General features: G+C 44.9%; 19 protein-coding genes and 1 pseudogene. 14 read left to right on the forward strand and 6 right to left on the reverse strand.

Annotated elements, in window-relative coordinates:
* Positions 1 to 72 precede the first annotated feature (72 nt).
* From cmk to Q4Q50_RS11120, 9 genes and pseudogenes are all read left to right on the forward strand, one after another.
* Complete coding sequence (gene cmk, locus Q4Q50_RS11080) at positions 73 to 765, forward strand: (d)CMP kinase (RefSeq protein ID WP_300478174.1); 693 nt, start codon at positions 73 to 75, stop codon at positions 763 to 765.
* 99 nt (positions 766 to 864) lie between these two features.
* A pseudogene (gene rpsA / locus Q4Q50_RS11085) lies at positions 865 to 2,535 on the forward strand (30S ribosomal protein S1); the annotation flags it as partial.
* A gap of 73 nt (positions 2,536 to 2,608) precedes the next feature.
* Positions 2,609 to 2,896: an integration host factor subunit beta gene (gene ihfB / locus Q4Q50_RS11090; protein ID WP_006081718.1), complete on the forward strand. Its 288-nt coding sequence runs from the start codon at positions 2,609 to 2,611 to the stop codon at positions 2,894 to 2,896.
* Positions 2,897 to 3,018: 122 nt separating this feature from the next.
* Positions 3,019 to 3,294 (forward strand): LapA family protein, encoded by a 276-nt coding sequence (locus Q4Q50_RS11095; protein ID WP_006081717.1) that lies wholly within the window; start codon positions 3,019 to 3,021, stop codon positions 3,292 to 3,294.
* A 1-nt stretch (position 3,295) separates the two neighbouring features.
* The gene (gene lapB / locus Q4Q50_RS11100; RefSeq protein ID WP_311899318.1) at positions 3,296 to 4,456 is read left to right on the forward strand and encodes a lipopolysaccharide assembly protein LapB; all 1,161 of its coding nucleotides are present in this window, start codon (positions 3,296 to 3,298) and stop codon (positions 4,454 to 4,456) included.
* 43 nt (positions 4,457 to 4,499) lie between these two features.
* Positions 4,500 to 5,195 carry an orotidine-5'-phosphate decarboxylase gene (gene pyrF / locus Q4Q50_RS11105; RefSeq protein ID WP_311899320.1) on the forward strand — a complete coding sequence of 232 codons (696 nt, stop codon included), beginning with the start codon at positions 4,500 to 4,502 and terminating at the stop codon, positions 5,193 to 5,195.
* Between the two features lie 174 nt (positions 5,196 to 5,369).
* A complete protein-coding gene (locus Q4Q50_RS11110) occupies positions 5,370 to 6,191 on the forward strand; it encodes an SDR family oxidoreductase (protein ID WP_311899322.1) in 822 nt (273 codons plus the stop codon).
* A 70-nt stretch (positions 6,192 to 6,261) separates the two neighbouring features.
* Positions 6,262 to 6,804, forward strand: a complete 543-nt coding sequence (locus tag Q4Q50_RS11115; protein ID WP_311899324.1) for a DUF2058 domain-containing protein — start codon at positions 6,262 to 6,264, stop codon at positions 6,802 to 6,804.
* Between the two features lie 220 nt (positions 6,805 to 7,024).
* Complete coding sequence (locus Q4Q50_RS11120; RefSeq protein WP_311899325.1) at positions 7,025 to 8,782, forward strand: acyl-CoA dehydrogenase family protein; 1,758 nt, start codon at positions 7,025 to 7,027, stop codon at positions 8,780 to 8,782.
* 107 nt (positions 8,783 to 8,889) lie between these two features.
* Here Q4Q50_RS11120 and dacB read toward each other — a convergent pair whose 3' ends face one another.
* Both dacB and Q4Q50_RS11130 read right to left on the reverse strand, forming a co-directional pair.
* Entirely contained in the window at positions 8,890 to 10,398 is a 1,509-nt protein-coding gene (gene dacB / locus Q4Q50_RS11125) for a D-alanyl-D-alanine carboxypeptidase/D-alanyl-D-alanine endopeptidase (RefSeq protein ID WP_311891699.1), read from the reverse strand.
* A 67-nt stretch (positions 10,399 to 10,465) separates the two neighbouring features.
* A complete protein-coding gene (locus Q4Q50_RS11130; protein WP_006086754.1) occupies positions 10,466 to 10,642 on the reverse strand; it encodes a hypothetical protein in 177 nt (58 codons plus the stop codon).
* Positions 10,643 to 11,117: 475 nt separating this feature from the next.
* Here Q4Q50_RS11130 and Q4Q50_RS11135 point away from each other — a divergent pair, with 475 nt between their 5' ends.
* Both Q4Q50_RS11135 and pssA read left to right on the forward strand, forming a co-directional pair.
* Complete coding sequence (locus tag Q4Q50_RS11135; RefSeq protein WP_006081709.1) at positions 11,118 to 11,450, forward strand: DUF1904 domain-containing protein; 333 nt, start codon at positions 11,118 to 11,120, stop codon at positions 11,448 to 11,450.
* 11 nt (positions 11,451 to 11,461) lie between these two features.
* On the forward strand, positions 11,462 to 12,775 hold the full coding sequence (pssA, locus tag Q4Q50_RS11140; RefSeq protein WP_011846782.1) for a CDP-diacylglycerol--serine O-phosphatidyltransferase: 1,314 nt from the start codon (positions 11,462 to 11,464) through the stop codon (positions 12,773 to 12,775).
* A gap of 197 nt (positions 12,776 to 12,972) precedes the next feature.
* On the opposite strand, the gene emrD is transcribed toward pssA, so the two are convergent.
* Both emrD and ampC read right to left on the reverse strand, forming a co-directional pair.
* Positions 12,973 to 14,205 (reverse strand): multidrug efflux MFS transporter EmrD, encoded by a 1,233-nt coding sequence (emrD, locus tag Q4Q50_RS11145; RefSeq protein ID WP_311899328.1) that lies wholly within the window; start codon positions 14,203 to 14,205, stop codon positions 12,973 to 12,975.
* Positions 14,206 to 14,614: 409 nt separating this feature from the next.
* Entirely contained in the window at positions 14,615 to 15,799 is a 1,185-nt protein-coding gene (ampC, locus tag Q4Q50_RS11150; protein WP_311899329.1) for a class C beta-lactamase, read from the reverse strand.
* A 396-nt stretch (positions 15,800 to 16,195) separates the two neighbouring features.
* Here ampC and Q4Q50_RS11155 point away from each other — a divergent pair, with 396 nt between their 5' ends.
* On the forward strand, positions 16,196 to 16,960 hold the full coding sequence (locus Q4Q50_RS11155; protein WP_259541126.1) for a tRNA-uridine aminocarboxypropyltransferase: 765 nt from the start codon (positions 16,196 to 16,198) through the stop codon (positions 16,958 to 16,960).
* 163 nt (positions 16,961 to 17,123) lie between these two features.
* Here the strand turns inward: Q4Q50_RS11155 and Q4Q50_RS11160 are convergent, their stop codons facing one another.
* Positions 17,124 to 19,181 (reverse strand): PhoX family protein, encoded by a 2,058-nt coding sequence (locus Q4Q50_RS11160; RefSeq protein ID WP_311899332.1) that lies wholly within the window; start codon positions 19,179 to 19,181, stop codon positions 17,124 to 17,126.
* A 406-nt stretch (positions 19,182 to 19,587) separates the two neighbouring features.
* Positions 19,588 to 20,703 (reverse strand): tyrosine-type recombinase/integrase, encoded by a 1,116-nt coding sequence (locus Q4Q50_RS11165; protein ID WP_311899333.1) that lies wholly within the window; start codon positions 20,701 to 20,703, stop codon positions 19,588 to 19,590.
* A 591-nt stretch (positions 20,704 to 21,294) separates the two neighbouring features.
* Here Q4Q50_RS11165 and Q4Q50_RS11170 point away from each other — a divergent pair.
* Both Q4Q50_RS11170 and Q4Q50_RS11175 read left to right on the forward strand, forming a co-directional pair.
* Positions 21,295 to 21,834, forward strand: a complete 540-nt coding sequence (locus Q4Q50_RS11170) for a hypothetical protein (protein WP_311899335.1) — start codon at positions 21,295 to 21,297, stop codon at positions 21,832 to 21,834.
* A gap of 209 nt (positions 21,835 to 22,043) precedes the next feature.
* Complete coding sequence (locus Q4Q50_RS11175) at positions 22,044 to 22,382, forward strand: hypothetical protein (RefSeq protein ID WP_006081701.1); 339 nt, start codon at positions 22,044 to 22,046, stop codon at positions 22,380 to 22,382.
* The last annotated feature ends 310 nt before the right edge of the window (positions 22,383 to 22,692 follow it).

Genomic DNA, 22,692 nt, shown 5'->3' on the forward strand with positions numbered 1-22,692 from the left:
ATGCGGCGCGCTCATTTTCGGGGGCTCACTTGATGAACTCACGGATGATGGTAATTTTTTGCGGAGGAATGTATGTCTGAACGGGCTCCTGTAGTCACAATCGACGGCCCAAGTGGTGCTGGCAAAGGTACAATTAGTCAATTATTGGCTCAGCATCTAGGTTGGCAACTACTTGATAGTGGTGCTATTTACCGAGTTCTTGCGCTCGCAGCAATTCATCATAACGTTGAACTGGAAAATGAAGAATCTATCACGCTGTTAGCGGCACATCTCGATGTGAAGTTTCTAACAGGCAATGATAAAGATCCGGTTCAAGTGATATTGGAAGGTGAAGACGTCACCACCGATATTCGCACTCAAGAGTGCTCGAATGCCGCTTCGAAAGTCGCCGCGTTTCCACGGGTGAGAGAAGCCTTATTACGTCGTCAACGGGCCTTTAAAACGGCGCCAGGATTAATTGCCGATGGTCGCGACATGGGAACCGTGGTTTTCCCAAGTGCGCCGGCAAAATTATATTTAACCGCCTCAGCTGAAGAGCGTGCCCAAAGACGCTATAATCAGTTGCAGGACAAGGGCTTCGATGTTAATATCGAGCGCCTTTTAAGTGAAATTATCGAACGTGATGACCGCGATATGAATCGTCCGGTGGCTCCTTTAGTCCCCGCCGAGGACGCGCTCATTATCGATACAAGCGGAAAGGGTATTGATGAAGTGTTAGCGCTTGCGCTTAACTTTATCAACCAAAAATTATCCGACACTAACTAAGTTAGCCCACCGGATAGGTATTCGTATTATGGATGATACGGATAATTTGACTGACTCCACGTCTAGGACGGACAGTGGTTTAATAAAGAAAGTAACCTAAACATGACTGAATCTTTTGCTGATCTATTTGAACAATCCCTTCAAACTCTGGAATTCCGTCCAGGTTCTATCGTTCGTGGTACTGTTGTATCAATCAAAAACGGTATGGTACTGGTTGACGCGGGTCTGAAGTCTGAAAGCCCAATCCCAGCTGAACAATTCAAAAACGCTCAAGGTGTTTTAGAAATCGCTGTTGGTGATGAAGTTGACGTAGCTCTTGACTCTGTTGAAGACGGCTTCGGTGAGACTCAACTGTCTCGCGAAAAAGCGAAACGTCATGAAGCTTGGATCGTTCTGGAAAAAGCTTATGAAGATGCTGAAACTGTAATCGGTATCATCAATGGTAAAGTTAAAGGCGGTTTCACTGTTGAATTAAACGGTATCCGTGCCTTCTTACCAGGTTCTCTAGTTGACGTGCGCCCAGTTCGCGACACCGCTCACTTAGAGTACAAAGAATTAGAATTCAAAGTTATCAAGCTAGACCAGAAGCGTAACAACGTTGTTGTTTCTCGTCGTGCAGTTATCGAATCAGAAAGCAGCGCTGAGCGTGATGCACTGTTAGAAAACCTGCAAGAAGGTCAAGCTGTTAAGGGTATCGTTAAGAACCTGACTGACTACGGTGCATTCGTAGATTTAGGTGGTGTTGACGGTCTGCTACATATCACAGATATGGCGTGGAAACGTGTTAAACATCCATCAGAAATCGTCAATGTTGGCGATGAAATCAACGTTAAAGTACTGAAGTACGATCGTGAGCGCACTCGTGTGTCTCTAGGTCTGAAACAACTTGGCGAAGATCCATGGTTAGAAATCAGCAAACGCTACCCAGAAAACACACGTTTAACTGGTCGCGTTACTAACCTAACTGACTACGGTTGCTTCGTAGAAATCGAAGAAGGCGTTGAAGGTCTGGTTCACGTTTCTGAAATGGATTGGACTAACAAGAACATTCACCCATCTAAAGTTGTTAACTTAGGTGATGAAGTTGAAGTTCTGGTTCTGGACATCGATGAAGAGCGTCGTCGTATTTCTCTTGGTCTGAAACAATGTAAGACCAACCCATGGGATGACTTCGCAACTCGTTACAACAAAGGCGACAAGGTTTCTGGTAAGATCAAGTCAATCACTGACTTCGGTATCTTTATCGGTCTTGACGGCGGTATCGATGGTCTAGTTCACCTGTCTGACATTTCTTGGAACGGTACTGGCGAAGACGCAGTTTCTGAATACAAGAAAGGCGATGAAATCCATGCAGTGGTTCTGTCTGTAGATCCAGAGCGTGAGCGCATCAGCTTAGGTGTTAAGCAAACTGAAGATGATCCATTCAACGCATACTTGGCTGACAAGAAGAAAGGTACTATCGTAAACGGTACTGTTTCTGCTGTTGATGCTAAAGGTGTGACTGTTGAACTGGCTGACACTGTTGAAGGTTACATCCGTGTAGCTGACATTTCACGTGAGCGTATCGAAGATGCATCTACTGTCTATAATGTAGGTGATGCAATCGAAGCTAAGTTCATGGGTGTTGACCGTAAGAACCGCTCTATCAGCCTGTCAATCAAAGCGAAAGACGAAGCTGAAGAGAAAGAAGTAATGGCGACTCTGAACAAACAAGATGACGCTGTTATTAGCAATGCAATGGCTGAAGCGTTTAAAGCAGCTCGTAAATAATCGCCTGTTGTTTGGGGAGACTTCTCTCCCCATTAGGCGACTGTGTTTGGCTTGATAATAGGGGATAGCTAGGATGACGAAATCTGAACTTATCGAAAAACTCGCCACCAGGCAGTCGCAGCTGTCGGCGAAAGAGGTTGAAGGCGCAATCAAAGAAATGTTGGAGCAAATGGCAACAACATTAGAAAGCGGTGATCGTATTGAGATCCGTGGCTTTGGTAGTTTCTCGCTTCACTATCGTGCACCGCGGACTGGCCGTAATCCAAAGACTGGTTCATCAGTCGATTTGGAAGGTAAATACGTCCCGCACTTTAAGCCAGGCAAAGAACTGCGCGAGCGTGTTGACGCCGTTAATGTGTGATTGACCGCATAGTAAAAAGCCTCCGTTAGGAGGCTTTTTTGTATCTATTGCAAGGCAATGCTGGTCAGCTCAGTGAATTTCTTGGATAATCATTAAATTGAAACGCGTTTAGGGAGTGCAGCGTGAAATCATTTGTAGCAACTGTGCTTGTGGCACTGTTATTTATTCTGGCGTTGATTTTTGGCGCGCGTAACGAACAAGTGGTGACCATTAGCTATTTTGTCGCACAGGGTGAATATCGTTTACCTGTTGTGCTAGCGATCGTCTTTTTTGCTGGTTTCATCTTGAGCTGGTTAGTTGCAAGCTACTATATCGTGCGCTTGAAATTGAGCTTAGCGACAACGAGAAAGAAACTAAACCAAGTGATGGCTAAAGCCCCTCAGGATGTAGACGCCTAATATGCTTGAGATACTCTTTCTGTTGCTTCCCATTGCTGCCGCCTACGGTTGGTATATGGGGCGACGGAGCATAAGGCAGAATCAAAGCAATCAACGTAAACAATTGAGCCGGGACTACTTTACTGGCCTCAATTTCTTACTGTCGAACGAATCGGATAAAGCCGTCGATTTGTTTATCAGTATGCTAGATGTTGACGATGAAACCATAGATACCCATCTGTCACTTGGTTCGCTGTTCCGCAAGCGAGGCGAGGTCGACCGCTCCATTCGTATCCATCAGAATTTAATTGCCCGTCCAAACTTAGCCAATGAGCAGCGCGACATCGCTATGATGGAGCTGGGTAAAGATTATCTGGCCGCGGGTTTTTACGACAGGGCCGAAGAAATCTTTATCAACTTGGTTAGCCAAGATGATCACAGCGAAGAATCTGAAACTCAGCTGATTGCTATCTATCAAGTGATTAAAGAGTGGCAAAAAGCCATTGATATCACTAAGCGTCTAAGTCGTAAACGTCAGCAAGTCTTAAAGCCGTTAACGGCGCATTTCTATTGCCAGTTAGCCGATGAAGCCAGCGACGATACACAGAAGATTAAACTGCTGCAACAGGCGCTGAAGCAAGATCCGCAATGCGGCCGAGCATTATTGACCTTAGCGAAAAAATACCTCGATATTCAAGATTATGCCCAGTGCAAGCAAATGCTGCTGCAACTGAAAAAAGCCGATATCGAGCTTTTTGCCGATGCAATCCCCACGGCCAAACAAGTTTATCGCGACACACAAGACAAAGAAGGCTTCCAAGAGTTACTGGCGGGCGCCATGGCCGATGGCGCGGGTGCTTCTGTGGTTGTTGCCTTAGCGCAGCACATGATAAGTCTGGATGAGATTAAAGCGGCAGAGACCATGGTGCTCGATGCCCTATATCGCCATCCGACCATGAAAGGTTTTCAGCACTTGATGCAGATGCATTTACGTCAAGCAGAGGAAGGGCAAGCCAAGCAAAGTTTAACTATGCTAGAGCAGCTCGTTGAGCAACAAATTAAATTCCGTCCAAGCTACCGTTGTAAAGAGTGTGGTTTCCCTTCCCATGCACTTTACTGGCATTGTCCTTCCTGTAAAAACTGGGGCAGTATCAAGCGGATCAGAGGCTTAGACGGCGAGTAAATAAGATAATATCTATAGTTAGTGTAACTCTGTTGGAGAGATGATGACGACTAAACCTATCCTCGTAGCGCTTGATTACGATAACAAAAACCACGCTTTACAACTGATAGAAAAACTCGATCCCAACATGTGCCGCCTTAAAGTCGGCAAAGAAATGTTTACCCTGTTTGGCCCGCAATTGGTGAAAGATATCCATGATCGTGGTTTTGATTTGTTCCTCGATTTGAAATTTCACGATATTCCCAATACTGTCGCCAAAGCCGTGGCCGCTGCCGCAGAGTTGGGTGTATGGATGACGAACGTGCATGCCAGCGGTGGTTTAGCCATGATGGAAGCGGCTAAAAAGGCCTTACTGCCATACGGCGACAATGCGCCTATGCTGATCGCTGTGACGGTATTAACCTCCATGAGTGATGATGATCTTAAATTACTCGGCATCAATGTGCCTGCATTTGAGCATGTGCAGCGTTTAGCTAAACTGACGCAGCAAGCAGGACTCGACGGCGTGGTGTGTTCAGCCCAAGAAGCAACAGCGTTAAAATCACTGTTAGGTAAGGACTTCAAACTCGTGACGCCGGGGATCCGCCCAGTTGGTAGTGATGCTGGCGATCAACACCGGGTGATGACGCCACCTCAAGCGATAGCAGCGGGCTCAGATTACCTAGTGATAGGCCGTCCGATCACCAAAGCCGCCGATCCATTAGCGGCATTGCAAGCGATTCACCAATCATTGGCATAGACGTTTCAATAGTAGTCTCAATCGCGGTTTGACCGTCGTTTGTATAAAAAAGCTTGGAATCGCTGGTTGGTATCCTTGATATGATTAATAAAAATTGAAATAGTATCTTGAATGGCAACATAAAATAATTAATCACACCCTGAGTGCATATCTCACAGTTCACGGAGAACGCCCATGTTTAATGCTACGATGTTTAACTATCAAGGTAAGAATGTTGTCGTTGTTGGTGGTACCAGTGGGATAAATCTCGCCATTGCAGTGGCGTTCGCACAGGCTGGCGCCAATGTCGCAGTCGCGAGTCGCAGCCAAGATAAAGTTGATGCTGCGGTATTGCAGCTGCAGCAGGCCAATCCTGATGGTATTCATTTAGGTGTGAGTTTTGATGTGCGCGATCTTAGCGCCCTTGAAGTCGGTTTTGATAAAATCGCTTCTGAGTTTGGTTTTATCGATGTGCTGATTAGCGGCGCGGCGGGGAATTTCCCTGCCAGCGCCGCAAAGCTTTCGGCTAATGGTTTTAAGTCGGTGATGGACATTGATTTGCTGGGCAGTTTTCAAGTGCTAAAGCAGGCTTATCCTTTGCTGCGTCGCCCCAATGGCAATATTATCCAGATTTCGGCGCCGCAGGCTTCGATCGCTATGCCCATGCAAGTGCATGTGTGTGCGGCAAAAGCTGGCGTGGATATGCTGACGCGAACCTTAGCGTTAGAGTGGGGGTGTGAAGGGCTGAGAATTAATTCGATTATGCCAGGCCCTATAGCAAACACTGAAGGTTTTAATCGCCTTGCACCCAGCGCCGCATTACAGCAGAAGGTTGCTCAATCCGTTCCATTAAAACGTAACGGCGCAGGCCAGGATATTGCTAATGCTGCGTTATTCTTAGGCTCCGAATTGGCGTCCTATATTACGGGAGTTGTGCTGCCGGTCGATGGTGGTTGGTCACTTGGCGGCGCCAGTATTGCGATGACAGAGCTTGGCGAATTGGCCGCAAAAATGTAGTTTGGTTTTAGATGTTTGATATTCAAAATCGAGAACTTTGATTTTATAGAAATTAAGTAGGTAATGATCCATGGCTAATGCATTACAAGAGCAGCTACTCAAAGCAGGGCTTGCCAGTAAACAAAAGGTTCGCGACGTTAAGACCCAAAAACGCCGTGATAAAAAATCACGAATAGATGATGGCTCCAGTGCTTTTAAGCAAGAAGTGGCCGATCAAAAACGTCTGCAGGCGCTAAAAGATAAAGCGCTGAACGAGCAACGTTTTGCAGAGGCATCAGAGCGTGGACAGGTGCGCGGTTTAATCACAGAGTTCACTAAGTCTGCGATTAAGATCCCAGCTTATGCTGAAGTGAAATTTAACTATACCCTTGATAATAAAATCTATTCTTTATACATAGATGAAAAACTGCAGGCAGAATTGCTCAAAGGGCAGTTAGGCATAATACGTTATGAAGATAAGAGTTACTTAGTACCACATAAGTTAGCCGAGCGAGTGAAACTGCTGGTGCCCCAGTGGTGTGGTTATCTGTGGCAACAGGATGAATCTAAAGCTGTGGTGGTTGAAGATGATCCCTATGCCGATTATGCGATCCCCGATGATTTAATGTGGTAATAAGCACAAGCCTGTGAGCTAACGCTGCGACAATCCTGTGGTAAAGCTTATAAAATAGAGACCCTTAAGTTCAAGCTTAAGGGTTTTTTATGGGTTGAATTTATACTTTGCTCACGTACCTCCATATTATTCGCGGCTGTATTTGTAATGAGATTGTTTTCTACAGTGAACTGGTATAAATTAAAACAACTGTTTTAATCCTACGTTTAAGAGTCTACCAATGAACCCTTATCAAGCCCCGTTAACGGATATGCGTTTCCTACTGGAACAGGTATTTGATGCCCCAAACACTTGGGCACAATTGCCTGAGATTGCTGAAATGGTCGATATTGACACGGCCAATGCCATTCTTGAAGAAGCAGCCAAGATCAGCAGTCAGTTGATCCATCCGCTGAACCGGACGGGCGATGAGCAGGGCGTGGTACATCAAGATAATCAAGTGATTACTCCTGATGGCTACAAAGCCGTTTATGAACAGTATTCGCAGGGCGGTTGGATTGGTTTGTGTGGCGATCCTGAATTTGGTGGCATGGGCATGCCAAAGATGCTGGGGATCTTAGTCGACGAAATGGCTTACAGTGCCTGTAATGCATTTACGCTTTATGGCTCGTTAACTGCGGGTGCGGCTTTATGTATCAATGCCCACGGCAGCGAAGCATTAAAACAAGCTTATTTGCCTAAGTTATATTCCGGCGAATGGGCGGGTGCTATGGATATGACAGAGCCGCAAGCGGGTTCTGATCTGCGTAATATTCGCACTCGAGCTTTACCGCAGGATGATGGTAGTTATGCCATTACGGGCAGCAAGATTTTCATTACGGGTGGCGATCACGATTTAACTGAAAACGTCATCCACTTAGTGCTTGCCAAGCTACCGGATAGCAAAGGGATTTCACTCTTCCTAGTGCCTAAAATATCGGTAAATACCGATGGCAGCTTAGCGAATGCGAATGGTGTATCAGTCGGTTCTATCGAGCACAAGATGGGCCTTAAAGGTTCAGCAACGTGTGTGATGAACTTTGATAATGCACAAGGTTTCTTGATTGGTGAACCCAATCGCGGTCTCGTATGCATGTTCACTATGATGAACTACGAGCGTTTAGCGATTGGTATACAAGGTCTGGGCAGTGCTCAGGCGGCGTATCAGATGGCAGCTGATTATGCTAAAGAGCGTAATCAAGGCGTTGCCGCTGGCGGCTCGCCGACGGGCAGTGAATCTGATCCTATTATCGTCCACGGCGATGTGCGCCGTATGTTGTTGACCATTCGAGCGATGACAGAAGCGGGCCGTGCTTTGTCTGTGTTTACTGGGCAACAGCTAGATTTGGCCAAATATGCTCAAGATGAAGTTAAAGCCAAAGCAGCGCGTTATGTGGGTTTATTAACGCCAGTCGCTAAAGCCTTTTTAACCGATCGCGGTCTTGATGCGACGATCATGGCGCAGCAAGTCTTTGGTGGACATGGTTATATTCGTGAAACGGGTATTGAGCAATTAGTCCGTGATACCCGTATCGCACAGATTTATGAAGGCACCAATGGCATTCAAGCCATCGATTTCCTCGGCCGTAAAGTCACGGGCGATAATCTTGCCGCATTAAATGAATTTGTCGCTGACTTGAAAGCACAAATGCGCGCATTTACTCACGTTGATGCGGTGAAAGTGGCGGCAGTATGCGCACGTTTAGATGCATTAGTTATAGTCGCTGAGTCGATCAATGAGCACAAAGTCGCTCAACCTGCGCTTATTAATGCTTGCGCGGTCGACTTTTTAGATGCCTTTGGTTATACCCTTTATGGTTTCTACTGGTTGGCTATGGTCGATAAAGTCGCTGATCATGAAGATAAAGCTTTCGCCGAGCAGAAAGCCTATTTAGCTAAGTTCTATTTTGATAAGTTACTGCCTAAAGCGGATTACCATATCGCTCAAGTCAGAGCCGGTGATGCGACCACTATGGCTATGCCTGCAGAGTTGTTTTAACAAGGCTTTGATAGATTCGTTTAAATAAAAACGAAATAAAAACGAGAAAAGCACTGATGACTCAGTGCTTTTTTGTTTTATATCATGCTGTTTCTACTCGGCAGTATTTAATCTTGGACCGAGTGAGCAGCGGTACTAAGCGCTGCTGTGGTGGGGGATGGCACTTGCAGCACTGAAATCAATTGCTTGAGAAACTCGGCATTAAACGATGGTTTATGCTGATGTTTAAGCTCGGGACTCATGCCATTCTCAAGCACCACAAACAGGGTGTCACTGTGCTCAGGCAAACGGATAAACCCCGCTAAGTTAGACACGCCTTGCATCGAGCCTGTTTTAGCAAAAATTTGCTGTTTCAGCGGCGGCTTGTTGTAACCCATGCGATACCTTAAGGTGCCGCTTATTCCTGCTTGCGGCAGACTGGTCATTAACGAGCTAAAGCGACTGTCCTTATGGATGAGTGCCAATACCGTCGCTAACTGCTGTGCATTGAGCAAGTTATAGCGTGACAGGCCTGAACCATCGACAATGTTAGCGTTACTCAGATCGACGCCTAACTCCGTTAAAATCCGTTGCATGGCTACCGCGCCATTGGTAAAGCTACCTTGGGCATTGAAATAACTTTTGCCAAGCTGTTTAAACAGGCTATCAGCAATCAAATTATCCGACTTGAGCAGCATAGTATCGAGCAATTCAGGCAGAGGCGCCGAGCTATGGCTGGCAATCAATTTCGCCTTTTTGGGCAAGCTTGTGCCGAGCTTAACTTTACCCGCGAGTGACATCTCGCCTTTGAGCAGCGAGGTGAGGTTATCTTGGGCAAATTTGAACGGATCGCTGACCGCAATCGCCAGCCCAATCGCTTCACCGCCCGGATAACAACCACGTAGATGATAGTTGTTTTGGCCTAGTCGCACCAAATCGAGCTGGCAAAATTCACGACTCGCCTTGGGATCAAATACCGCATCGCTGCTGACTTTTACCCCATAACTCCCCGTGCGCAGGCTCACCTGCGATGGTTTATTGGCCGTGCTGGGGTTGAACTGACCATAGACGCAGTTTTGATTGATAATGTAACTCGACACTGGCGCGGCAAAACAAATGCCTAAGTCATCCCAAACCCAACCAGGGGCCTGCATTTGCTCTTGTTTATCGCCGAGCAAATACAGATGTCCATCAATGCGATTAATGCCTTGTTTCACGAGACTGGCAAAAATGGCCTTGAGATCGGCTTGAGTGAACGTCGGATCGCCACTAAAACGCAGATAAGCGCTGCCGGCGATATGGCCCTTGCGTATTGGTGCGTCCGTCCATAATTCAGTGACATAACGAAAATCAGGCCCAAGCTGGGCCATGGCACTCACAGCTGTGAGCAACTTTTGCGTGCTGGCGGGAATAAACAGCGTCTCGGCCTGTTGGCTAAAGATCACTTGATTGCTCGACATGTCCATTGCCAGCAGTGCAATTTGCGAGTGACGAGGGCTGATTTTGCTGACCGCTTGGCTAAGCGAAGTGGTTCGGGTCTCTATCGCTCCTGCGTCGATTTGCTCAGCGCGGGCGATATTGTGGCTCGCCGCTAGGAGTAGGCTGGCATACAGAGTGGTTTTCAGTAACGTTTCCATGTTAGCTATTGACCATTTTGATTAAGAACATCATGGGCCTGCAGGTTAAGTTCGATGCAATGTGGGGCTAATCCTCACTGCTGCCGTCATCCTTTTCCATCAAGCGATATAAACGTAGGGTAACAAACAATACCAGTCCGATAAACAGTGGCAGGATCAGTAATCCCAACTGAGCTTTAAAATGGAAAATACCCCAAGCAAACAGCAGTGTCAGCGCTAACGTCAGCAGAATTTTTTTGTTCATGGTCTTCGTCTTTTATCGTGTTGGTTTAATCGCAAATAGGCGTTTTAGTTTACGCTAAATCACTGGGTTCGGGGTAAACGAAATAGGTTTGAAGATTATTTTGTGATTTGGCCGACATTTTAGCGGATCTTCAGTAAAACCTGCGATGGTTGGTATGGGCTTGTCACGTTAAACATCACTTAATCCAGGAACTGTCCGATTAATATCGAACTGTTAATATTCACATTTTTACATTGCCCTTAACATGATATGTGTGCCGAAAAAACAGCCCTTAAATGTGGTTGTAATCCTAGCCTAAAAGATGTGATTTTTAGCTAAATAGTGGCGCTACGGCGGGATTACATCGCGTGAGGTCAAATTACCAGCAAAACCGCGAGGTTTAAGGAGGCTTTTGGGAGAAAAGTCTTGCCGAGACGAGGTGAAGTCGGTAATTTCTACCCCTTACGATTTTAGGTTCTTAGGTAACAACTAAACCATGCCACATATTAGTATGCGCGGCTTACCACAAGCGGTCGTTGCAGCGTTCAGCCAAACATTACTGCAGTCATTGGCGGATATATGTAAAGGTAATGCAGAGAGTTTCACGTTAGATTGGATCCCAAGCATCAGTTTTCGAAATGGAAAAATTGATCAACGCTTCGTCCAAGTTGAGTTACTCTGGTTCCCTAAGGACCCTGATATCCATCTTAAAGTAGAACAAACGATCAGGCAGGCAGTGACAGAGGCCTATCCAGAGTTAACACATATTGCTGTGATGTTTCTATCACTGAACCCCAGTGCTTCCTATCGGGGTGGTCAGCATGATTAAAGGAGGATGCCTTGCTAGATAAGCTTGGTGGAATAGCCGTTCAACCCGAGGCTTTAACGTGGTTGCTCACGCCATGCCGTTTCAAGGCAGAATTACTCGCTCGTATCGCGAGCGCCAAGCACAGTATTTATATTGCGGCGCTGTATTTAGAAGATGACGAAGCTGGCCGTGAAGTATTACAAGCGTTGATGGATGCCAAAGCGGCAAATCCAGCGCTTGATGTCAAAGTATTAGTGGACTTTCACCGCGCAAGACGCGGCTTGATTGGCCATAAAGGCGATAGCGGTAACTATTTGATGTACCGCAGAGTGATGGCTGAAGCCGAACATCCCATCGATATCTTAGGTGTCCCCGTTAAGTCCCGTGAATTTATGGGCGTACTGCATCTTAAGGGTTTTATTATCGATGATGCGGTGATCTATAGCGGTGCCAGTCTAAATAATATCTATTTACAACAAAATGATAAGTACCGTTTCGACCGTTATCACTTGATTGAGTCGGCCGAATTAGCCCGCAGTATGCGCGCGATGATCCAGAAAAACATCATTGCTGATCCTGCAGTGTGTTCGTTAACCCAAGACGCTGAACAAGAAGTGCTGCCGCCTAAGACGGACATGCGCAGCTTTAAGCTGAGATTGTCTGACGCTGAATATCAGTTTAAGGAAACCCGTGATGGCAATCGCATCACGCCGTTACTTGGGCTAGGCCGCAAGAAAAACTTGCTCAATAAAGTGGTTGTCGCCTTGGTGGAAGAGTCAAAAGACTCGCTGTTTATCTGCACGCCCTATTTTAATCCGCCGTATATTTTAGTGCGCGCCTTGGCTAAGCATTTGCGCAATGGCAAACGCATCGACATCGTTGTGGGCGACAAGACGGCTAACGATTTTTATATTCCACCTGAGCAGGATTTCTCAACCATAGGTGCCTTGCCCTATATGTATGAGCAATCATTGCGTAAGTTTGCTAAACGCCAACAGTGGGCGATTGATAATGGTCAGCTGAATATCCATCTGTGGAAACACGGCATCAACAGTTATCACCTTAAGGGCATCAGTGCCGACGGTAATAAGCATTTGATCACCGGCTCTAACCTGAATCCAAGAGCTTGGGCGCTGGATCTTGAGAATGGTTTGTTGATCCAAGATGAAATTGGCTGCTGGAAAGCTCAGTTTGAAGCCGAGCAGACGCATATTCTTGAGCATACGCAGCGGTTATATCACTACAGCCAAGTGGATACCTTGCAGAGTTATCCTGCACCTGTGAAGAAGATCATGACCCGAATTCGTCGCCTTAAAGCCGACTTTTTACTGCGCCGCATTCTGTAACGCTGGGTTCTATAGCACAACGTATTTGCCAATATTTCTGTTTAAGTACAGTTTGTTACCGATTAAAAAAGCCCACATCAATGTGGGCTTTTTTGTTAAATTACGATAATAGATTTTGCTTAAGATAAGAACGCTATGACTTCAATTTTTCGGCATTAAATCTATGGTTTTAAATTTATGGTTTTAAATCTAGGACATTAAATCTGTGGCATCAAATTGTGGTGAGTGTCATTTTGATCTCTGGCGTAATACAAAGACAAAATCACTAACACCACCATGACAGCGCTTAATAAACCTATGCTCAACTGGCCGCCCATAGGCACTAAAGACATAGTCAATGCGGCAAGTCCGGCACCAAAATTTTGTAATCCTCCCAGTAATGCCCCCGCAATTCCTGCTTGACGTGGAAATGGCTCTAAAGCCGCCGAGGTCAGGGTAGGGAACAGCATACCGGCGCCACTGAAGAATAAAATCGATCCAACCAGTAAACTCCAACCGACGACTAAATTGAAAAGCCCCGGGATCAACATGAATAAGGCGCCAGCACCGAGCAGCGCAACACCTTGATAAATAACTCTTCGTGGCTTATTTTGTCGACCTGCAATCAGCGCGCCCAATAAATAGCCTGGAATAGGCGCCACAAAATAACAACTGACCATGAAGGGCGTCAGTCCAAGATATTGGCCATAGAGAACGCCGGCAATGGCTTCAAACGCCGCAATACCCGCAAAGGTCGCGATCAAAGAAAACAAGTAAGCTCGAAATGCTCTATGGCGCAGGACATGCCGATAGGATGCGATAACGGCTTGATGTTCCCGCTGCGCCTTAGGTAATGACTCTTTAAAGGCGAATATCAATAACAGCCAGACCACGGCACCAAATCCCGCTAACACCCAGTACACGGCTTGCCAGCCGAAGTAGGCCGCACTGGCGCTACCGATAAATGGTGCCAGTAAAGGTAAAAACACTACGGCCATAGAAACATAACTATTAAATTTAACCAGTCGGTCGCCAAAGTAATGATCGCGGGGAATGCTCCGGCATAAAGCGCCCGCGCTGGCTGTGCCTAATCCTTGGATAAGGCTCGCCATAATCAGTTGGTTAAAGCTTGTGGCCTGAGCCGCAAACACTGCTCCTATGATGAAAATAGCGATACCCACGACGAGTGGCATTTTACGACCAACGCGATCTGACACAGGGCCATACACAAATTGAAACATCCCATAGGAGAGTAAGTAACAGGCCATCACTGCTTGTAGCTGACTGGCGTCCACATTGAGCCCGAGTGCAATTTGCGGAAGGGCAGGCACAAAAATCGTCTGCGCCATTTGGCCACAGGCGACCATAAAGACAATCATTAACAGTAAACTAGACTGACTCGCCGCTGGAGCGACATCGTGATGAATAGGAGAGTGTGGCGTGCCTGACATGATAGTTCCGAAAAAGGTCACTTAAGGTATTTGCGCGCATCTTACTCCCTAAAAGCGTAACTTCAAGTGTCAATCATATTGATTTGATGAAATAATTTTTAATGCGACGCATAAGTTTTTCTCTTCATTTTTAGCTGTAAAGCTAAACTTACGTAGGGTTATTTGTCTGTTAACTAGGTCGAATAATTGCAAATGAATTAATACTCAGATTAACCCTGCACTGTCTATTTTATTACATGGGAGTTTGCTTAAAAATATTGGCTATTAAGAGATTGGAGGTAAGCAAGTGTATAAGATGCCTAATACAAGCCACCCTAAAAAAATCACGCTTAGAATATAGATAAGGAACAAATAAAAAAGGAGATAGCAAATCGGCCTATCTCCCTTAATAGTCTCTACTAGAAAGATACTATTTTTGTAGTTTTTCTATGCCCGTTAAAATCTGATACCCCACAGTCACCCGTGGCGGAACGGGATAATTTTTATTGCTTAACAATACTATGCCAAGCTTTTGCGCGGGAATAAATGCTGCATAAGCGGCAAAACCGCCGGTTGAGCCGGTTTTATTAATCCACACATTTTGCTGCGGCGCGAGGGGCGGCACTATGGGCTTAACTGGCGTACTGCCAAACACCACTTCTTGAGTATGGCCCATAAGTATTTTATCAAGATCAATAGGATAGGAGTAATGCTCCCAAATCATATCTTGGGTCATCATGCCCACATCAAAGTATCCCGTGTGGGTCTCATCGAGTGCCGTTTGCAGTGGCTTAGCTAGCGGGTGCATTTGCATATTGGCCTCCACAAAATGCAGCAGATCCGTGGCTGTGGTTTTAACGCCATAGGCTTCATCGGCTAATACGCCGGGATTGACCCGCACTGGTATGTCTTGCTTATTGTAGCCTTGGGCATAATCGGCCATTTTGCTGCTCGGAACCTGGATATAGCTGCTGGTCATACCTAATTGTGGAAATAGCGTTTGCTCAAGTGCTTGTTCAAACGTTTTATTTAAACTCTGTGCGGCAATCATGCCGAGCAGGCCAATGCTAGGATTGGCGTAATTCCTGTGAGTCCCTGGGGCAAATGACGGTTGCCAATGCTTAAGATAGTCCATTAATTCTGCGTTATTCGTGACCTTGTCGGGCACTTGCATCGGCAGATCTCCCGCAGTATGAGTCGCTAAATTGATGAGACTAATCTCGTCAAAATGGCTGCCTTTTAATGCAGGAACATAATCACTGGCCATATCCGTGAGTGATAACTTGCCTTCGATTTGTGCATAGTTAGCCAGTGTCGCGGTAAAGGTTTTACTGATAGAACCAATCTCGAACAGGGTATGTTCTGTCACACTTTGCCCTGTGGTTTTAGAACTGACCCCATATTGGTAAAAATACTGTTTACCCTCAATGGTGATGCCAATCACCGCACCGGGAATACCGTACTCGGCCATCAGTGGTTTGACTGCGGAATCAACAAGTGACTGGATGTCTTTGGAATTAAGCGTTTGGGCCGTAGTGACATTAGAAAAAAGCGTTGCAGTGAGCAGTACACCGCTTAATAACGGCATGGTAGCGAGCAGGGTATGTCGTTGCATAATTGACCTTTTATCGAAATGCATTTATAGAGTAGAGATTGCACACGATATTACGGTAATTCCCCATTAAGTTAAGTCCTTACTGATATTTAGCGTCAATATCCCCTCTGTAAGTAATTGAAAGGTTAACCTCGCTAATCAAGTGTTAAATGCTGCGTGATGGCATGGAGTTTTGCATTACAGCTGTTGCGCTATTCGACGAGATCTCCTTAATCATAATGCAAAGTTTAGTCAGCAGCTTATACCATCAAACACCGACACTAATGCCTTTTATCGCGATAATGCATTGCGCGGATTGCGCCATTTACCGCCAAGGGATAAACTGCGCCACCGCGAGAGGAAAGTGCTGAATAACTTAGCTGCAATCCCTAATAAGTTTAAAGAGAATTGGTTTTTATGGCTTTAGCCCCACATGCAGTGCACCATTTATATCAGTACCGTAAGTCTATTTCGACTAAACCCTTTGGTGCCCGTGGTAAAAAACTGATCCGCTGTCCATTATGCCTATTAGGTGAGCAGTTCTGTACCTGTGCGCTGCGCCGTCAGTTACAAACTCAAGCCAGTTTCCTGCTGATCATGTACAACGATGAAGTGTTAAAACCAACTAACAGCGGGCGCTTGATTGCGGATCTTATCCCAGATACGCACGCCTATATTTGGTCACGCACAGAACCTGAAGCGGCATTGCTTGCTTTGCTCGATTCGCCGCAATATCAACCATATTTAGTGTTTCCAGCCCAATATGCGGAGCAAGGACAAACAATATTGAACCAAGTGCCGATGTCGACATTAGCCGAAGGTAAACGGCCGCTGCTGATCATGCTCGATGGCAGTTGGCGTGAAGCGATTAAAATGTTCCGCAAGAGTCCTTACTTGCATTCCTTGCCACTGCTTTCCTTCGATCCCGACACGCTGGCAACCTATGCATTACGTAAAGGCAGCCATGACTTTCAACTTGGCACCGCCGAGGTGGCATCCTTAGCATTAGGGGCGATAGGCGAAGCGGCTAATGGCAAAGTCTTAAGTACGTGGTTTGATTTATTTGTTGAATCATCATTATTGGGCCGTAATCGACGTTGCCGTGAAGATCTTCTGCCAATCACAGATTTTACCGATGCCTTTGAACTAGCTTTTGAACAGGCCAATAACGGCAAGCGTTAATTAATCTTTGAAATGAATAGGTAATATAAAAATTTAAGTCAGCGACTAACTTAAATAAAAACTCCCCTCACTTGAGGGGAGTTTTATATAGGCTAAAGTTTGCTCTGGCAAGAAAGCATTATTTGCGCTTTAACTAAAGCAAATATATTCCTTAAATAACGTCTTAAACTGCAACTTCTTTACCATCTGATTTGCGAATAACCACAGTGGCGGCGCGAGGCCGTAATGTGATTCCGGCTGGTGTTTGTTCAGCGGCATTAGACGAATAAGGCCAGTTACCTGGGTGCTGAATGTTAGCAAATACCGAAGTGTAATCTGGGCTAATGGCAAAACCTGTCACTTCACAGTCGTTGGGGCCGACGAAGAAACGCTTTAATTCCATTTGATTATCGGCCGTTACGCCTACTTGTTTCTCTTGGCCATCCACCAGTGTTGAAGGCACGATCGCGAGCATCTGATCGTTGGTTTCTTCGGCAACTTCCTTTGCGCCATTGTCGGTTTGAACCCACAAGATACCGCGTTTATCAAAGGCTAACCCATCAGGGCTGGCAAATTGATTGAGATCGGTTAAGCCTGACAAGTTGGTCTCAGCATTGCCATCGCTGGGTGAGCCAAACACAAAAATATCCCATGTAAATTCAGTCGCTTTGTCGCCTTCATCCCAACGAATAATATGGCCGAAGTAGTTTTTCAATCTTGGGTTGGCAGGATTCGCTTCGGTACGTTTCGAGTTGTTGGTCAGGGTAAAATAAGCAGAACCTGTGAATGGATCGACCGCGCACCATTCAGGTCGGTCCATAGGTGTCGCGCTGACTAGATCCGCTGCGCCCGCGGTATTTAAAATAATGTCGGCCAAAGTTGCGAAGCTATCGCTTAAGGTTTTGCCGTCTGTGGTTTGGCTATCTAACGTCAAAGGTAACCAAATACCGCCACCATTTTCATTGAATTTAGCCGCGTATAAAGTGCCTTCATCCATGTACTTATCGCCTGTTTGCAGGCGGTTGCTGCTGTCAGCATCCTTTGCATCCCAGGCCGCATTTGAAACAAATTTATAGAGGTATTCGAATTGAGAATCGTGGCCAGAATAGAACACCACGGGCTTGCCTTCGGTCAATTTGCCAAAGGTACAACCTTCATGGCGGAAACGACCAAGTGCTGTACGTTTTACCGCGCGAGAGGTGGCGTTGTACGGGTCGATTTCCACAATATAACCGTGGCCGTTTGCTTCGTTACGGTAGTCATCCTGAGCACTTGCGCCCTTTGGCGTGACATCGAAACGCGCAAATTCATCGAGACGTTCTTCATCATGACCCGCAAGATCGTCCCAGCCATAACGTGTACTGGTTTTACTGATCCCGATGCGACTCTGATCGGCGGTTAAGCTGCCACGATTGGCAAAATAGCCTGGCCAATTTTCTTCACATGTCAGGTAAGTGCCCCAAGGCGTGTAGCCATTACCACAGTTATTTAAGGTGCCGCGTGCTTGGCTGCCATCGGGAGAATAGCGGGTTTCGAGTAGCGAAGAGTAGGCCAGAGGACCGCTGATATCCATCACAGTCGCGCCAGTGAATCGACGGTTATGACCATCATTACTGACGACTTCCCATTGATTATTCATCAGTTTTATACGCACAACCGATACGCCATGGGCGTTAATTTCTTTGCGCACTTCATCGATCACAGTGCGAAGACCAGAAGTGGGGTCAAACGTCTGGCCCGTAGGATGCAAAGCATCTTCGTCAATGTATTCGTGGTTAATGCAGAGTAGACCGTCATCACCCGCATCGTTTAATGGGAAGAAATGCATACCATCGTGGTGCATGCCCACTGAGTTGGCTTGGTCATCGGCCGTGTTACTACCATCATTTTTCCATGGCGCCGCTTTTGTGTTTAATGGCGTGCCCCAAGGTGCTAACACCTGCGCTGTGTAACCTTCTGGCACGACAACCGCATCTAAGCGAGAACCCGCAACCGATGTAAAGTTAAGTTTAGCGCTACTTTTAGTCGGTGGCACTGGCGTGACTGGATCGACAGGTTTAGGAACAGTTTCATTGTCTGAACCACAAGCGGTTAAGCCAACACTGGCAAAAGCAGTCATAGCGCTGAGGCCTAAGCCACTTTTTACGAAATTACGGCGAGATAAATGCTTATCCAACACTTGATTAAAGGGTTCATTATTACTTTTATTATAAAGTGTAGGATCAAAGGTGGCCTTACTCATATTTTACTCCGGCTAGTACGATGAATTAAATTTCGTGCCTAAGGCTAAAGTACCAATATGACAATAAAGCTGATTTTATATTACAGGAATAATTTACATACTAACCAAGCTTATATGTTTTAAGAATGTTAAATTGGATGTGAGAAGTATTTTAGGTTGGAAATATATCAATCTTAAAATAACATTAATTAGATTTATTGCCCTAATTTGATGTTTTTAATATAACTTAAATTGTTTATTTATATAATTATCTAATGTGTTTCCATTAATACTTATTAGTTCTGTACATTAATGTCCTTTGAATGAAATCCTTTTCCTGCTTAGAAGAATCAAGTGAAGTCTATTTCTCAGGTTAAACTTCAGGTTAAAACGAAGGAGTTAACGCTTGACCTGTGATCGTTAAGTTTCAGTCTTTTGGTTTTAAATAGTGACGAAGTGAGCGCGGATCGGTATGTCCGGTTCTGGCCATGATGTACAAGTGATCTTTATTATTTTCATGCAGTTGTGTTACGCAGCCACTGCGCAAACTGTGAGCGCCATAAAATTTGGCGGGCAGTCCTGCTTTAGTACAATATTTTTTAATGATGCGATAAATATCATCGCCGGTAAGGAAACCACTATTTTTATTCAGTAATGAACTAGATCCGGAATGTCGGTCTTTCATTTGATACGGACGTAAATTTTTTCCATCACGGGAAAGCGATCTAAATAAATGTCCGTCTTCGATATTGGCTAACGATAACCAATTTTTCACGGCGTCGAGTGCTGCAAAGGGTTCATGGTCTGGAAGGTCTTTCCATTCCCGTTGGCCTTGCTGATTACTCTTCGAATAGGGCAGGCGCACTTTTAATTTGTTACGCAGAAAACTGACATACTGAACTTTTATATCTGCCAGTTCAGAGCGGCGAAACCCACCTTGTAATCCTAATTGAATAATCGCTTTGTCCCGCGCTCGGGTTAATGGCTGTACTTGCTCATCGATTGCCTGGATCAACATTTCCACTTCATCATACATAATGGGTTGTTGATCATAGTCACTCACATGGCGAGATTGATTTCTGCTCAAGCCACGCATCACTCTGATCACCAGTGGATGTTCGGTGGGCGAGTGAAATCCCGCTTGAATATGATGGTAGCGAATTGCTGCCAACCTTGTGGTTAATGTTTGCTTTGAAAGTTGAACGCCAGTGCTTTCTTGGATCAATTCTTTTTGATGACCAATAAATGAAATTACGCTTCGTGGATCTGCGGGCAGGGCTTGAAGTTGGTGCTCGGCACAATAACGGCTAAATACACTAAAGCTTGTATTATAAACACGGCGAGTGTTGACTGAAATTTCGTATTCAGTTTCTTCGGCGGCGCTTAAATAATCACTTCGAACAGATTGTGGTAGGAAAGACTCTTCAAAAAAACGTGGCTGTTCAGCACGGTTATTATGGTGATGACCTGATCCAGTCGCTATTTCATTCGATATATTGGTGTTATTTTGAGCATTACTATTTGTCCGGATCATTTTAGACATGCTGTAGAAGTCACCTGATATCGAATTAAGAAGGCGTAATTATACGCAAATCATAGCTATATCTACCAGTGATAATCGTCATTATCACTGGTAGAATGCTTATTTGTTTAAATAATCATCTTTTATCAGAGGAGGGGGCATTAAATAACATTTAGCTGGATTGTTTAGTTTAAAAAACAGCCAAGATAAACCTATTCTAACAATGGCGATTAATTAAGCGGATGTAAAAATAAAGGCAATAATAGTATGAAATTCGTACTTTCTATATGCGATAGTTTCTAGCTTGGTTAGCCACAGATGCACAATTTTAAAGAATGGTTTAACCATTTTATTGGTTTGCATGAATGGTATGCCCTAAACTAGACTTGTGTGTTGGGCGAAATTTAAGCTAATAACGACAACCGCTTATCAGGTTCTTAGCCTGTTATGAGTTGAGCTATTTCTGCCTAAGGCAAAATGAAGCATAAGGAATCGATTCCCAGCCAATAAAATGGTTGAACCATATATTAATACTTGTCGATTTGTACTAGCATGTGAGGTCCCATTTATTTCATCCGCATTAAACGCATACTTAACTAAAGAAACGTATTTATGGAACCGCAAGCTTGGATATATCAACAAGACAAACCGACAGCAGGAAGAAAATTATTATTGCTTGAGGAAGCAGAATTAATTTTTGCCTTACCCTTAATTTATCGCCTTATCAATCCTGAAGCTGTGGCATCTAAGCCAGATTGGTTTTGTGACGCTGAGTTACAAAGGGTTTCCTATACTGAGTTGGTGACACAATTAAATGAATTGGTCCGATTACGTAAAAAGACACAGCGACTCGACAACGAGCTTAAGAATGTAAACAAAATGCTCAATCAGTATTTTACTGATTTGGGTTGGCGCATGGTTCGTAAAGAGCTATCTCAAATAAAAAAGCGTCAGAAAAAATCCCATATCGAGGTAAGTAGGGATATTATTCAGAGATTAAAGCGTTATATGGAGACACAAAAGTTAGACAGTTTTGATCAGGCAATTGATAACTTATTGTCAGAGCATGATGCCGAAATCTCACAAAGCCATTTGCAGCATCCAGATGACCTAGATGACAATATGAGTGTCGACGATATGCTTGATGAATAATCTCTGGCTTGTCTCGTCCTGAAATAAAATGGGCAGAGTTAAGTTCTGTTGATCTTTATTATGACGTCGCAATATCGCCTAAAATGGATTTGTTAATAATCGCTTAAATGAGCAAGTAAGCCGTGACTTATCTGTGCAGACACGTAAAATTGCTGTTAAGTTTAAAGGGATTTTTTAAGTTTAAGACTTGGTAACATGGGGCATCAGAAATGAGTGTAAGCATTGAAAATGATAGGAAAATTGCTGTCCTGTGCCGAATTGAGCCTGGCTGTCTCGGACCAGATGGTGTGGATCATATTGAGGCTTTTTGTGCTTTGGCCCAGAAAGCGATGCAACATTTCGACGTCGATGTTGGCACTTGGTTGCTGATCCCAAGATACGATAAAACCTTGGAAGAGATGCAATACAGTGTTGCCAATAAATTACTTTCCCGCGAACAAGCGACTAAATATCTTGTCTCTATCGGACGTGATATTGATAGTTTTGAAGAAAGATTTCAGGATAAACTCACCTCGCTGATTAATTTATACCTTGCGAGAAAACCTTAAACTGAAGACTGCATATTGCCGAGATGAACCTAAGCTCTAGCCTCGGCGCTTACATTGTCCATCGCTCATTTTTTAAAGCCGTTTTTATTTTTGCATTTAATTTTTTATAAGAATAGCCAATTACTTCTTATAAAATCAATAGATTAACCATCACACTTTATCTGCGGCACGATGGTTTTCAACCGATAAATTCAGCTCCAAAACTCAGTTGTCGGTAATTAACTCCGTAAAGTACCTCAAAATTTGCTAGACTAGTCGACTCACTTAATGCTGAATCTTTTTCTTGCGGTATACCCGAATTTTTTGGGTG

Source organism: Shewanella scandinavica (genome assembly GCF_031932065.1).
Lineage (GTDB): Bacteria > Pseudomonadota > Gammaproteobacteria > Enterobacterales > Shewanellaceae > Shewanella > Shewanella baltica.